Origin of the sequence: Nocardia sp. (genome assembly GCF_025465275.1) — a bacterium.
Lineage (GTDB): Bacteria > Actinomycetota > Actinomycetes > Mycobacteriales > Mycobacteriaceae > Nocardia.
Map to the genome: position 1 here is coordinate 1 of NZ_JAODNK010000126.1, position 13,537 is coordinate 13,537.

Sequence of the window (13,537 nt, forward strand, 5' to 3'; positions counted from 1 at the left end):
TGTCCGCTACTGGTGACAGTGTGGACATCATGCCGACCGCATCGTCCACCGGAACTTCTTCTCGCCTGCTCTCGCTGCTGTCGCTGCTCCAGGTCCGTCGCGACTGGCCGGGGGATCTGCTCGCCCAGCGGCTGGGTGTCAGCGACCGCACGGTGCGGCGCGACGTCGATCGCCTGCGCGAGCTGGGTTACCCGGTCACAGCGGTGAAGGGACCCGACGGCGGCTACCGCCTCGAAGCAGGCAGCGACCTGCCGCCGCTGTTGTTCGACGACGAGCAGGCGGTCGCGCTCGCGGTGGCGCTGCGGATCGCGGTGGGGACGGGCGCGGGCATCGAGGAGGCCGCCGTGCGGGCCCTGGCAACGGTGCGTCAGGTGATGCCGTCCCGGCTGCGGCACCGCATCGACGCCCTCGAGATCACCGCCGTCGAATCAGCGGCGCGCGGAGGCGGCCCCCAGGCCGACACCGAGGTCCTGCTCGCGCTGAGCGCCGCCATCCGAGCCGCGGAGGAAGTGCGGTTCGACTACCGGTCACCGGCCCGGCCGGACGATGCCGACCCGCGCCCGCCTCGCCGGGTGCAGCCCCACCACATTGTGGTCCGCAGTGGACGCTGGTACCTCATCGGATGGGACCCTCAACGCGGAGACTGGCGAATCCACCGCCTCGACCGAATGGCCCTTCGTACCCCCAACGGACCACGTTTCACCCCCCGGCAGGTACCTGGCGGCGATGTCGTAGCCTTCCTCTCGGCCCGGTTCAAGGGCTCCTCGAGCGCGAACACCTGGCCATGCCAAGGTGAGGTGATCCTGAACCTCCCGGCCGCGCGAGTGGCTCCGTTCGCCGCCGATGGTGTTGTCGAACAGCTCGGCCCCGACCGAACCAGACTGCGGGCAGGCTCCTGGTCCTGGGGTGCGCTCGCGGCGACGCTCGCACGTTTCGACGCCGAGATCGAGGTCATCGGACCGAACACATTGCGGCAGGCTTTCGCCGAGCTTGCCCGCCGCGCCGAACGCGCCGCGGGCACCACAGCCGCGTGAACATCAAGCGTCCCTGCAGTTCTCGCGGAACACCAGCGGGCAAGGCCCAGCGCCCAATTGCTGATCGTCCGGTCATCAAAAGTATCGGTACGGAACCATCGGCGTGAGGTCGAGATCGGCCAGTGCGGCGGCGCCGCGAACTGTATGGTCGCCGCCGGCGAGCACCAGGGTCCGCGCCGACTGGTAGTGGCAACCGGCGGCGGTGAACACCTCTGCCGTGGCGAGCAGTCGCTCGTGATCGTTGGTGAACAGGGCTTCGGCTCGCTCCACAATGGCTGTGGCTATGGGGTTTCCGGCCACGATGGTCCGGGCCTCGGTGAGACGCGCACCGGCGTCGGGCTTTCCGGCGAGCACGATGGCTTCGGCGCGCAGCGCGACATACCAGTGGAGCCAGATCCAGGTGAGCCAGCGCCAGACCTCGCTGGGCTCGGGCGCCATTCGTTCCAGTGCCTCGTCGGCATAGCCGTTGTGCAGCAGGAGGATCGAGTCGAAGACGGCCTTGTAGCCGTAGGCATGTTCCGGCGGGGTGTCGAGCTGGTTCATGACGGAGGTCCATTCGGACCGGGCGTCATCGTCCGCGCGGAGGCCGTGGATCAACTCCACACCGGCCACTGCCGCGCCGAGGCCCGACCCGGTGGGGCTGCCGGTGCGGTGCCACGATTCGAGGAATCGGATGCCGCGGGTGCGGACGTCATCGACATTTCCTGCCAGCGTGTCGGCTACCAGCAGCCAGCAGGTGGCTCGGTGGCCGACCTCGGCCAGCAGCGGGTGATCCGCGAGTTGCCTCGCCCACCGGCGGGCGCCCCGTAGATCTCCGACGCCGAGGCAGGCTTCGGTGACCTCGCCGAGCGCATCGATCAACTCGTGGGTACCGGCCGGAATGTCCTGGACGGACGAGAGCAGTGTGATGCGGCGCCGTGCTGTTGCCGCAGCGGCAAACGGGTCACCGCCCCAGCTCTGGGCGCCGGCGAGGATATCGAGCGCGGCGGACTCGGCGAGTGGATCGCCCGTCCGGTGCGCGAGTTCGACCGCCCGTTCGGCGCACGAGATGGTCTCCGGTACGACTGTGCCCGGCGGGCATTCGGCGACCGCGAAGGCCTCGGTGAGCGCACTCCCGGCCTCGGCCAGCGCCACTGCCGCCAGGGCAGCGGGATCGTCACCGGCCAGCTCCCGTGCTTCGTCGATCAGTGCGATTGCCTTGTCCTGCGGCAGAATTCGAGCGAACTTGCTGGCGAACCGGTACGTCGTGGTGACAGCGGTCGCCAGGTCGGCGGCGGCACCGGCGGTATCCCGGGCGCGGAGCGCCGCCTCTGCGGCCGCACGGTGCAGCCGATACATATCGTCGCCCCGCATCTGACATCCGGCCACGGCGGCCGCGTTCCGCAGCAGTGCCGCACTGGCGGCCGGGTCATCCGCGAGCGCGGCCGCCTGCTCATAGCGCATCTGGGATTCGCCGGTCAGGTGCCGGGTGAAGGACAGGTCCGCCAGGTACCGGGCGAAGCGATACGCATCCCCGCGCTGCTCCGGCCGGTCGGCCACCCACGCCATGGCGGCGCGGAAATCGTCTGCCACCGCATCGAATCCGGCTCGCCAGTCCGATCGCACCACCGTCAGATCGGCGGCCGCGGCCAGACACCAGCGCAGATGCCGGGACCGGGCGTCGACGAGTTCGCCTGCCTCGGTGAGCCGTTCGATCCCGTACTGGCGAATGGTCTCCAGCGCCCGGTATTCGGTGCCGTTCGGTGACGCCGTCACCATGAGCAGGCTCTGTTCGACGAGCCGGGCCAATCTGTCTGCGACAACACCCTTTTCGGATTCGGTGACCTCCGCGGCGGCTCCCACGGTGAACGATTTCATGAACACCGACACCTGGCGCAGCAGCACTCGGTCGTCCGGCTCCAGCAGTCCGTGGCTCCAGTCCAGTGCTGCCCGTACCGAGCGGTGCCGGTCATCGCCGCGCGCGCCGCCCGCGAGCATCCGCAGCTGATCGGACAGGCCCTCTGTGAGGCCGTCCAATCCGAGGGTGGTCCAGCGGGCGGCGGCGAGTTCGATTGCCAGCGCCACGCCGTCCAGTCGTCCGCAGAACTCCGAGACCTGGTCGCGGAGTGCATGATTGGGCGGCCAGCCGCTCGCTGCCGCGCGCTCCATGAACAGCAGGACCGCATCCGATTCGCCCTCACCGGCCAATGACATCGGCGGGACCGGGTAGACCCGTTCGAACGGCACCATCAGCCGAGCCTGGCTGGTCGCCAGCACCGTCACCCGGGGACAGGCGGCGAGCAGGCGTTCGATGAAGAGCGCCACGCCATCTCGCACGTGTTCGCAATTGTCCAGCACCAGCAGCGCGTGCCGATCGGCCAGTGCGGCCAGCACCGATTCGTCCATGCCGCGGCCGGGTTGTTCGCCGAGGCCGATGGCAAGGGCGACGGTACCGGCGACCACGCAGATATCCGAGCTGGTGAGTGGTACCAGGTCGACGAACCAGACCCCGTCGGAGTACTCGTCGGCAGCCTCCGCGGCGACTGTGAGGGCAAGGCGGGTCTTGCCCACCCCGCCGGGCCCGACCGCGGTGACCTGCCGGTGCTTTTGGATCAGCTCGGTCAGCTCGGCACGCTCCCGCGTCCGGCCGATGAACGAGGTCAACGGCGCCGGCAGCACCGGTGCCGGATGCGATCGGTCGGCGCACGTGAGCTCGGAGGCGCGCTGCGCGAGCGCCCGCCGATCCGGAACCTCCAGCTTGCGCAGCAGCGAGGAAACGTGGCTCTCCACGGTACGTACCGAAATGAACAGTCGCGCACCGATTTCGGCATTACTGAGATGTTCTCCCAGCAGCCCCAGCACCTCGGCTTCCCGAGCCGAGATCTCCACCGTCGCCGCCACAGTCCTCATCCTGCCCTATATCCGCTTCGTACTCAGTACATGCGGGCGGATTGCGTAGTGACCGTGGGCGGGTCCGTGCCTCGATCAGTGGTCGGTTCCGTGATCGTCACGGATGTGGCGCGGTGGCGCCGCAAGCCAAGCTTTGAGCACACCCAGAACGGCGCTACCGCCGGAATCACCGGGGTCGATTCGGCCCACTACTTCAGGAGTCATCATGACCAGCTCTTCCACCCAGGGCATCAAGACCGTGCTGCACACCGTGTCCGATCCGGCGGCGGCCAAGGCGATGTACACCGCGCTGCTCGGCGTAGCGCCGCAGACTGATTCGTCCTTCTACGTCGGCTTCGACACCGAGGGCCAGCACATCGGCCTGGTCCCGGCCGGCGGCACCGAGAATGTGACCGCACCGGTGGCCTACTGGCACGTGCCGGATATCGAGGCGAAGCTCGCCGAGGTCACCGCGGCGGGAGCCACCACGAAGGAGCCCGCACACGATGTCGGCGGCGGCCGGCTGGTGGCCACGTTCGCCGATACCGACGGCAATGTCCTCGGGCTGATCCAGGACCGCTGAGCACTCGCCCCGCTGCCTAATCTTTCTAAGGAATAGCCATGATCGAGGCCAAGCACCTCACGAAGCACTACGGCGGCAAAACCGCCGTGAACGACCTCTCCTTCACCGTCCAGCCCGGCCGGGTCACCGGATTCCTGGGCCCGAACGGCGCCGGCAAGTCGACCACCATGCGTCTGCTGCTCGGCCTCGACCGTCCTGATCACGGTGACGCCACCATCAATGGTCAGCACTACCGCGATATGGCGCAGCCGATGCGGGTGGTCGGCGCACTGCTGGAGGCGCGTGCCGTGCACAGCGGCCGCAGCGCCTACGACCACCTGCTCTGCCTGGCCCAGGCGCAGGGTCTGCCCAGGCGTCGTGTCGACGAGGTCATCGAGCAGGTCGGTCTGACCGCGGTGGCCCGCAAACGGGCGGGCGGTTTTTCGCTGGGCATGGGGCAGCGCCTCGGCATTGCCGTTGCGCTGCTGGGTGATCCGGCCCTGCTGATCCTGGACGAGCCGCTCAACGGTCTCGATCCCGAGGGCATCGTCTGGATTCGGAATCTGATGAAGGCGCAGGCCGCGGCGGGCCGCACCGTCTTCGTCTCCAGTCACCTGATGAACGAAATGGCGGTCACCGCAGACCATCTCATTGTGATCGGCCGCGGCCGGCTGGTGGCCGACTGCTCCACCGAGGAGTTCATCGAGCGCAGCACCGAGCAGAGCGTGCTGGTCAAGAGTCCCGATCAGGATCGGCTCGCGGAGTTGCTGCGCGCCGAGGGCGGCATGGTCACCGCCGGTACGGAGGGTCTCGAGGTGACGGGCCTGGAGGCTCCGCGCATCGCCGAACTCGCCTCCGCCGCCGGGCTGATGCTGCACGAGCTCACCCGCCGGCGCGGTTCGCTGGAGGACGCATTCATGGAGCTGACCCGCGAGACCGTGGAGTACGACGTCAAGGTTCCGACCGCTGGAGGAGTGAAATGAACACCGACACCGCCCTTTTCATCGATACCCGGGAACCGGGCTTCGGGCAGTTGATGCTCTCGGAGTGGACCAAGATCCGCTCGGTCCGCTCCACGATCTGGTCGCTGATCCTGCTGGTGGTGCTCGGCGTGGCCAGCACCGCACTGTTCATCGGAATGGGTGTCGCACAGTGGGACGGCGCCGATGCCTCCCAGCAGGCCGCCATGCGCCTCGACCCGACCGGCACCATTCTGGGCAGCGGAATTCTGCTGAGCCAGCTCACGGTCTGCGTGCTCGGCGTCATGGTCATCTCTTCCGAGTACTCCACCGGCATGATCCGGGCCAGCCTGCTGGCGGTGCCCAATCGGGTGCCGATGCTGGCGGCCAAGGGTGCGGTGTTCGGACTGCTGACCCTGGTGATGGGCGAGTTGGTCTCCTTCGTGTCCTTCATGATCGGGGCGCCGATCATGAACAGTAAGGTCCACGTCTCGCTCGGTGACCCCGGAGTTTTGCGCGCCGTCATCGGCTGCGGCCTCTACCTGGCCATGCTCAGCCTGTTCTCGCTCGCCATCGGGGCGATAGTCCGCCACACCGCCGCCGGCATCACCGGCGTCATCGCCTTCGTCCTGGTCATCGCGCCGATAGCCAAAATGCTCCCCGGCACGGTGGGCAAGCACATCCACGCCTACCTCCCCTCGGAAGCCGGACACCTCATCGCCCAACAGCACGCTGCCGCAGGCGATCTGCTCGGTCCATGGCAGGGCTTCGCCGTCCTGACCCTCTGGACGGCAGCGCTTCTGGTCATCGCGGCGGTACGCCTGCAGCGCCAGGACGCCTGACGGCCGGCCGCCGGAGTTGCCGGCCCAGTTCGATCCCACAGAGCGGGGAGACCTTCAGCAGATCAGCTGAAGGTCTCCCCGCTCATTTGTGTTGTCCCACTTGGCTCGAAGGCCCTGATCGCGTCAGACTGCCGCGAGGTGCTCGGTGAAGAATCCCGCGAGTTCGGTGATCGCGGTCGGAACGTATTCGTCCTTGTCGTAGAGATCGATATGGGTCGCGCCGTTGATCCAGAACAGTTCCTTGGGTTCGCGGGCCTTCTCGATCGCCTGCCGGCTGAAGTAGGCGGTGTCCGCTTCGGTGCCGGCGATCATCAGCAGCGGCCGCGGTGAGATCAGGTGGATGAGGTCGTAGGAGGAATACTGGGCGATCTGGTCCACGCTGCGCGACACCCACCAGTTCGGCGAATTCGGGTGTTGCGCACGAGGTGTGCGGTAGTAGTCGCGCCCCTCGGTGTAGAGCGTGGGCCAGCCCTGTGCGTCCGCTTCGGTCTCCGGAACCGCGCGCTGCAGGCGAGGTTCCTTACCCTGCGCCTCTTCATTGCGGGCCGCCCCGGCCTCGTCGAGCATGCCCCGCAGAATGTCTTCGCTCTGGCCGCCGCCGAGGCCCTCGCGGAAGAGGGCGCCGATATCGGCCGCGCTGACGGTCGCGACGGCCTTGATCCGATGCTCGGTCTGCGCGGCGAAGGGCACATAACCGCCGGATGCGCAGATCCCCAGCGCACCGATCCGCTCCGGATCGACCTGCGGCAGGCTCGCCAGATAGGTGACGGCGCTCCTGATGTCCTCGGCCCGTGCGAACGGGTTCTCCAGGAAGCGCGGCGCGCCTTCGCTCTCACCCTGATAGGACGCATCGAAGGCGAGGGTGATGAACCCTTCGCCGGCGAGCTTCTCGGCATACAGGCCTGCGGTCTGCTCCTTCACGCCGCCGAAGGGATGTGAGACCACGATCGCGGGTCGCCGTTCGCCCTCGGTGTAATCGGCTGGGGTGTAAAGGTTTCCGGCGAGGGTCAGCCCATTGCTGGGGAATTTCACATCGGTGTGCACGTTTCGTCTCCTCAACGTTGTCGCTGCGGTGCCGTCATCGGCACGCTGTAGTCAGCTTCGTTCGCCGCGGATACCGCAACCAGCGTGAAATCGTTCCTGGGCACCGGTGTTCCTAGGACAAAACCTGCCGTCCCAGGAACAGTGAGGGGAGTGCAGAATCGGGGCTATGAGTAGCCGCGCTGCACGGCACAACGAGCTGGGAGAGTTCCTCCGTACCCGGCGCGCCCAGGTCACACCAGAGCAGGTCGGACTACCCGCGGTGGGGCAGCCGCGCCGCGTGGCGGGCCTGCGCCGGGAGGAAGTCGCACAGCTGGCCGCGATCAGCGCCGACTATTACACCCGACTCGAACAGGGTCGTCTTACGAGTGCTTCTGAGTCGGCGCTGACCGCCATCGCTCGCGCCTTGCGCCTCGATGCCGACGACGAGGTCTATCTGCGGAAACTGGCCCACAAATCGAAGGTTCGCCGAGGTCCTGCCGTTCAGCGCGCGCGGCCTGCGACCGAGCTGCTGCTGAACAACCTGATCGACACCCCCGCCCTGGTCCTCGGCAGGCATATGGACATCCTGGCGTGGAATCAACTGGCCGCTGCCCTGTTCATAGATTTTGCCGAAATCCCGCCCGAGCAGCGCAATTTCGTGCGGATGGCATTCCTGGACCCTGCGGTTCGCAGCCGCTACGTGGCCTGGGAGGCGACTGCCCGCATCTGTGTGGAGTACCTCCGCATGGATGCGGTGGAGTTCCCCGACGACCCCAGGCTGATGGCGCTGGTCGGCGAGCTGTCCGTCCACGACGCCGACTTCCGCGACTGGTGGGCCGCCCGTCATGTCGCCAGGAAAACCTTCGGCGCCAAGACGTTTCGCCATCCCGCCGCCGGTGAGCTCACCTTGGATTGGCAAATGCTGGCCTGCCTCGACGACCCCCACCAGACAATCCTGGTGATGACGGCCGCACCGGGCACCCCCTCACATCAGGCGCTGCGTTTCCTCGCCTCGTGGGCTGATTCCGCAGATGCGCCGCCGTCATCCGACAGCGTCGCTGCCACACCGCACGATCGTGATTACAGTGATCGTTCATGACGCGAACCGTTCTGGTCACGGTGGTACCGGCGTGAAAGAGGGCGCGGTGTCGCTGCCCGATGAGGTGGAAGCGTGGCGCGAGGGCGGGCGCTGGGTGCGTTGTGCGGCGGGCCAGGTGTTCGTGCGATCGGGTCCGGGAGATGGGCCGATTGTGCTTCTGCTGCACGGGTATCCATCGAGCTCCTACGACTTCCGGCGCATCGTCGATCAGCTCGGGGGTAGGGCGTGGGTGGCGCTGGACTTTCTGGGGTTCGGATTCTCGGACAAGCCTCGGCCGCATCGCTACAGCCTGTTCGAGCAGGCCGATATCGTCGAGGAAGTAGTTGCCGGCAGTGTTGCCGGTCCGGTGGTGGTGCTGGCGCACGATATGGGGACCTCGGTCGCCACCGAGCTGCTCGCGCGGGATATCGAAGGGGCACTGTCGTTTTCGATGGAGCGTGTCGTTCTCGGCAATGGCAGTGTGATCTTGGAGAAGGCGACGTTGCGGCCGATTCAGAAGATTCTGCGTGGTCCGCTCGGTCCGGTGGCGGCGCGGCTGGCGAACCGGGTGCTGTTCACTCGTGAGTTTTCGGCGCTGTTCTCGGCGCAGCACCCGCTGTCGAGAGGCGAGGCCGCCGCGCAGTGGGCACTGCTGTCCTATGAACGCGGCCAACGTATTACGCATCTGCTGACGGCCTATCTGGATGAGCGAGTCGCGCACGCCGATCGCTGGCACGGTGCTGTTCGGGACTGGGGCAAGCCCCTCGGCTTGCTCTGGGCCACAGGCGATCCGGTGGCTACGACCGCGGTCCTGGACGGACTACGGGAACTGCGACCTGGTGCCGCGGTGATCGAACTGCCCGGCCTCGGTCACTATCCCCAGATCGAGGACCCCGATACCTACGCTGCCGGTGCCCGGCGGCTGCTCGGTATCGAGGGCGGTCTCGGTACGTAGTATGGTGTGCGGGAACAACTGAACAGATGCACGAAAAATTGCTCCAGAATGGTGTTTCGGGGCAGCACGATTCGCGGGTTCCCCGAACCTCCGTAGTGTGAAATCCCCACGGGATCCAGTGCTTTCTTCGTATGTAGAAGGAAGTGGACCGTGAATTTTCGTGCGATTATCGTTGGGGCGGGTTTAAGCGGGCTGGCGCTTGCGCACGGCCTCCATCGCCTGGGTATCGAGGCAGCTGTTTTCGAGCGGGATCCTTTTCCCGGAGCGAGGCCGCAGGGATACCGCATTCAGCTCGATGCGCCGGGGCTTTCCGGCCTGGAGCGTTGTCTGCCGCCGGAGCTGTTCGAATCGTGTCTGGCCACAGCAGCATCGCCGCCGCCGCGGGTAACCGTGCTGGATCAGCATCTTGCGGTGCTCGCCGATCGCGTGGTGAGCGAGCGTGCGAGGTCAGGGGTGGCCACCTCGCTCGCTTTCGACCGTGCGACGCTGCGGCAGCTCCTACTGGCCGGTCTGCCTGCCGAGGTTCATTACGGTGCCCGGTTCGTCACGTACGAACAGCTGCCCGATGGTCGAATCGCCGCCCACTTCGCGGATGGTCGCGTCGTGGTCGGGGATCTGCTGGTCGGTGCGGACGGCGTCAGCTCCGCGGTGCGTCGAAAGCTGTTGCCGCAGGCCGACATCGAGGACACCGGGCTACGTTTGATCTACGGGAAGATCCCGCTGCCGGATCCGGATTCGCACCGCTTGCCGGACTGGGTGTTCGAGAGCATCTTCACCGTGGTGAAGGGGGCGGGCGGCACACATATGGGAGTGGGTCCGGTCCGCGACTATGTCGCATGTCTGGTCGGCGCGACCACCGATCATCCGTGCATGCCGTCGTTCGCCGCATTGCGTCGGCTCGACGGGCCGGAACTTCGCGACCTCGCAGACCGCATTATCGGACCGGATCGCCCCGCCGATATCGATCGCATTCTCGGCAGTTGGGATACCTCCACCCTGATTCCCCTGCGCATCTCCACCGCCGGCGCTGTGCGGCAGTGGGATTGCCGCGGCGTCACGCTGGTCGGTGATGCCGTCCACGCGATGAGCCCGGTGCTGGCCATGGGCGCGAACACCGCCCTGCGGGACGCGGGGGAGCTGACCACCTCGATATCCACGGCGCTCGCGACCGGCACCTCCCTGCACGAGGCCGTGCGCCGCTACGAGGCCGACATGCTCGAGTACTCGTCGGCCATGGTCGCCGCCTCTCGGCGAACGGGTCAGGAGCGCGTCGGGCAGCGATGAACCTGCTGGATGAACCGCAACGTCCGAGCGCCAGAATCCCAGTGGGAAAGGCGCATTCGTGTCAGGACAGTGTTTCTAGTTCTGCGCAGTAGGTCGGATGACGAGCTCGTTGACGTCGACGGTGGCCGGCTGACTGATGGCGAAGCCGATGGCCTCGGCGATGGCGGAAGCGGGGATGGCGAGCTGATCGGTCGCACCGCGTGCCGCCGATCGAGCTTCGTCCGAACCACCGCGATCGGTGAGCTCGCTGTGGGTGAAGCCAGGGCTGACAATGGTGACGCGAATATCCCGGCTCTCCTGGCGCAGCCCCTCGGACAGTGCGCGGACGCCGAACTTGGTGGCGCTGTACACGGCTGCGGTCGGGTCGACGCGGAGCCCCGCGACCGAGGCGACATTCACAATGTGACCGCCTCCCTGCTCCTGCATGATCGGCAGCACAGCGGCGATGCCGTAGAGCGTGCCACGCAGATTGACGTCGATCATCTGCTCCCATTCATCGATGCGGAGATCGCTGATGGGGGACAGCGGCATCACACCGGCATTATTGATCAGCACGTCGACCCGGCCGTATCGCTCGACAGCAGTGGCAACAAACGCGCGGACGCTGTCCAAGCTGGTGACGTCGAGTGCGAGCCCGTCCAGCAAACCTCCGGTCGCGCGTGCCTGCGCGGCCAGGATCTCGAGCCGATCGGTGCGCCGGGCACCCGCGACCACCCGGTGTCCCACGGCAGCGAGGTGACGGGCGGTGGCCTCGCCGATCCCGCTGCTGGCTCCGGTGATCAGGACGACCTTCTGCTCGGTATCCGATGAGGAAGTCATTGCGCTCCTTGAACTCTGATGAGGTGACAACCCAGTACATCCCGCACGTGCCGGTTCGGGAAGGCAGTGTGAACCTAGGTGCGCGACACCCAGGCCAGTTCCGGCGTGGCTATCATCGCCAGCATGGGATCCCGTGACAACGAGCTCGGTGAGTTCCTTCGGGCCTGCCGCGCCCGGCTCGAACCCGCCGACGCCGGGCTGCCCGGCGGCGGTTCGGGCCGTCGGGTCGCGGGGCTGCGCAGGGAAGAGGTAGCGGTGCTGGCAGGAGTCAGCGCCGATTACTACGCCCGCCTGGAACAGGGTCGTGAGCGGAATCCCTCCGCTCAGGTCATCGATGCCATCGGCCGGGCGCTCAAACTCACCGCCGACGCGCGCGGTCACCTGTATCGGCTGGCAGGGTTGAATCCCCGTGTGTCGCCCGGGAGTCCCCGCGATCTCGTCCACCCATCGCTGCTGCAACTGCTCGATGCGTTCCCTCGTGCCGCGGCGTATGTGCTGGGACCGGCGTTCGACGTGCTGGCCGGTAATTCGATCGCCGATGCTCTGCTGGCGCCGTTCGGCGCGGAGCGGAATATGCCGCGCATCCTGTTCACGCATCCGGAGGCAAGGACCGTATTCGCCGAGTGGCAGGTCGTGGCCGCCGCCACGGTTCACGCGCTGCGCCTGAACGCGGGCCATTACCCGGCGGAGCGGGACATCAGCGGTCTTGTCGCCGAGCTCACCGAGCAGTCCGCGGAATTCCGTACGCTGTGGGCCGATCAGAAGGTCGGCGGCCTCAATCGTGCGTTCAAGGTCTTCGTCCATCCCGACGCCGGGCGAATCGAACTCACCTACCAAACTTTCGACGTGCGTGACGCGCCCGGACAGCAACTACTTGTCGGCACCCCGGAGCCCGGCAGCCGCAGCGAGGAAGCGCTCGCCTACCTCGCGGCCATGACGACTTCGGCCTGAGCTGCAGCCGTTCGCAGTAATACGTCGAGTGACCAGGAGTATCGAACGACATGCCTTTCGCGGATGAACTCGTCAATGACCGCACCGCGCGCGACCTTCTCAGTGCGATCGAAAAGGCTGCGCCCACAGCCGAATTGACAGCCCTGCGTGCTGCTCCCGGCCTACTCGGACCGCTCGCCCTGCGCCCGCGCGCCGATGTGCTCCGCGATGCGCTCCTGGCGGGCATACCGGGCACCTACGCCGAACTCGCCGGTGTCGTGCGCACCGCCGCGGACAGCTCGGAGGGTTTCACCGGCTGGCTGATCTGGCCGGTGACCAGTGCGATCGCGGCCCGGGCCGTCGAGGAGAACAGCACCACCGCCTTCGACGATGCGATGGCGCTGCTGGCCGATCTCACCGGGCGGCTCACCGCGGAATTCGCGATCCGCGCCCTGCTGCGCCACGATCTGGACCGGGCGCTGGGCATTATCGCCAGGTGGACCACCTCCGACGACATCGAAGTGCGCCGGCTGGCCTCCGAAGGAACCCGACCCTATTTGCCTTGGTCGACAAGGGTTCCCGAGATCATTGCCCGCCGCGGAATCACCGTTCCGATTCTCGACGCGCTCTACCTCGACGACAGCGAATATGTGCGCCGCTCGGTGGCCAATCATCTCAACGATCTCAGCCGCGACGAACCCGACCTGGTGGTCGCCGCCGCCCGGCGCTGGCTGGACGCTCCGGGAGCCGACACCGCCCGCCTGGTGCGGCACGCTCTGCGCACCCTGGTCAAAAGCGGCCACCCCGGTGCGCTGGAATTGCTCGGATTCGCCCATGCCGCCGTCGAAATCGACGGGCCGCTGCTGGACCGGACCACCGTTCCGTTCGGCGGCAGCATCCGCTTCACCGCCACGATCCGTAATACCGGCGCCACACCGGCGCGTCTGTCCATCGACTACGTCATTCACCACCGCAAGGCGAACGGCGGCCAGACCGGCAAGACCTTCAAACTCGCCACCTGCACGCTCGCACCAGGCGAAGCGCACACCATCGACCGCGAGCACTCGTTCCGGCCGATCAGCACCCGCCGCTACTACCCTGGCGGCCACGCAATCGAGTTGCGTATCAACGGTATTGCCTCCGACCGTTTCACCTTCGACCTCGAAGCGGCACCCGCCTGACC

At 67.0% G+C, this 13,537-nt stretch carries 12 protein-coding genes; 9 read left to right on the forward strand and 3 right to left on the reverse strand.

Annotated elements, in window-relative coordinates; translation table 11 throughout:
- The first annotated feature begins 29 nt into the window (after positions 1-29).
- Positions 30-1,034 (forward strand): helix-turn-helix transcriptional regulator, encoded by a 1,005-nt coding sequence (locus JWN03_RS27370; protein ID WP_297621129.1) that lies wholly within the window; start codon positions 30-32, stop codon positions 1,032-1,034.
- Positions 1,035-1,109: 75 nt separating this feature from the next.
- Here the strand turns inward: JWN03_RS27370 and JWN03_RS27375 are convergent, their stop codons facing one another.
- Positions 1,110-3,923 (reverse strand): ATP-binding protein, encoded by a 2,814-nt coding sequence (locus JWN03_RS27375; protein WP_297621056.1) that lies wholly within the window; start codon positions 3,921-3,923, stop codon positions 1,110-1,112.
- Between the two features lie 205 nt (positions 3,924-4,128).
- On the opposite strand from JWN03_RS27375, the gene JWN03_RS27380 reads away from it, so the two are divergent.
- From JWN03_RS27380 to JWN03_RS27390, 3 genes are read left to right on the forward strand one after another with little or no spacing between them, the layout of a single operon-like run.
- Complete coding sequence (locus JWN03_RS27380; RefSeq protein ID WP_297621058.1) at positions 4,129-4,485, forward strand: VOC family protein; 357 nt, start codon at positions 4,129-4,131, stop codon at positions 4,483-4,485.
- 38 nt (positions 4,486-4,523) lie between these two features.
- On the forward strand, positions 4,524-5,447 hold the full coding sequence (locus JWN03_RS27385; protein WP_297621060.1) for an ABC transporter ATP-binding protein: 924 nt from the start codon (positions 4,524-4,526) through the stop codon (positions 5,445-5,447).
- Positions 5,444-6,265 carry an ABC transporter permease gene (locus tag JWN03_RS27390; protein ID WP_297621062.1) on the forward strand — a complete coding sequence of 274 codons (822 nt, stop codon included), beginning with the start codon at positions 5,444-5,446 and terminating at the stop codon, positions 6,263-6,265. Before JWN03_RS27385 ends, JWN03_RS27390 begins: the two co-directional genes overlap by 4 nt.
- A 123-nt stretch (positions 6,266-6,388) precedes the next feature.
- Here the strand turns inward: JWN03_RS27390 and JWN03_RS27395 are convergent, their stop codons facing one another.
- Complete coding sequence (locus tag JWN03_RS27395) at positions 6,389-7,309, reverse strand: alpha/beta hydrolase (RefSeq protein WP_297621064.1); 921 nt, start codon at positions 7,307-7,309, stop codon at positions 6,389-6,391.
- 166 nt (positions 7,310-7,475) lie between these two features.
- On the opposite strand from JWN03_RS27395, the gene JWN03_RS27400 reads away from it, so the two are divergent.
- From JWN03_RS27400 to JWN03_RS27410, 3 genes are all read left to right on the forward strand, one after another.
- Positions 7,476-8,387: a helix-turn-helix transcriptional regulator gene (locus JWN03_RS27400; protein WP_297621066.1), complete on the forward strand. Its 912-nt coding sequence runs from the start codon at positions 7,476-7,478 to the stop codon at positions 8,385-8,387.
- Positions 8,388-8,439: 52 nt separating this feature from the next.
- Positions 8,440-9,321 carry an alpha/beta hydrolase gene (locus JWN03_RS27405; RefSeq protein WP_297621132.1) on the forward strand — a complete coding sequence of 294 codons (882 nt, stop codon included), beginning with the start codon at positions 8,440-8,442 and terminating at the stop codon, positions 9,319-9,321.
- A 150-nt stretch (positions 9,322-9,471) separates the two neighbouring features.
- Positions 9,472-10,605, forward strand: coding sequence for an FAD-dependent oxidoreductase (locus JWN03_RS27410; protein ID WP_297621068.1), 1,134 nt, complete (start codon positions 9,472-9,474; stop codon positions 10,603-10,605).
- Positions 10,606-10,680: 75 nt separating this feature from the next.
- On the opposite strand, the gene JWN03_RS27415 is transcribed toward JWN03_RS27410, so the two are convergent.
- Complete coding sequence (locus JWN03_RS27415) at positions 10,681-11,424, reverse strand: SDR family oxidoreductase (protein WP_297621071.1); 744 nt, start codon at positions 11,422-11,424, stop codon at positions 10,681-10,683.
- A gap of 123 nt (positions 11,425-11,547) precedes the next feature.
- Between JWN03_RS27415 and JWN03_RS27420 the strand changes: the two genes are divergently transcribed.
- Together JWN03_RS27420 and JWN03_RS27425 are read left to right on the forward strand one after the other, a co-directional pair.
- A complete protein-coding gene (locus JWN03_RS27420; protein WP_297621074.1) occupies positions 11,548-12,375 on the forward strand; it encodes a helix-turn-helix transcriptional regulator in 828 nt (275 codons plus the stop codon).
- Between the two features lie 50 nt (positions 12,376-12,425).
- Positions 12,426-13,535 carry a DNA alkylation repair protein gene (locus JWN03_RS27425; protein ID WP_297621076.1) on the forward strand — a complete coding sequence of 370 codons (1,110 nt, stop codon included), beginning with the start codon at positions 12,426-12,428 and terminating at the stop codon, positions 13,533-13,535.
- Positions 13,536-13,537 lie beyond the last annotated feature (2 nt).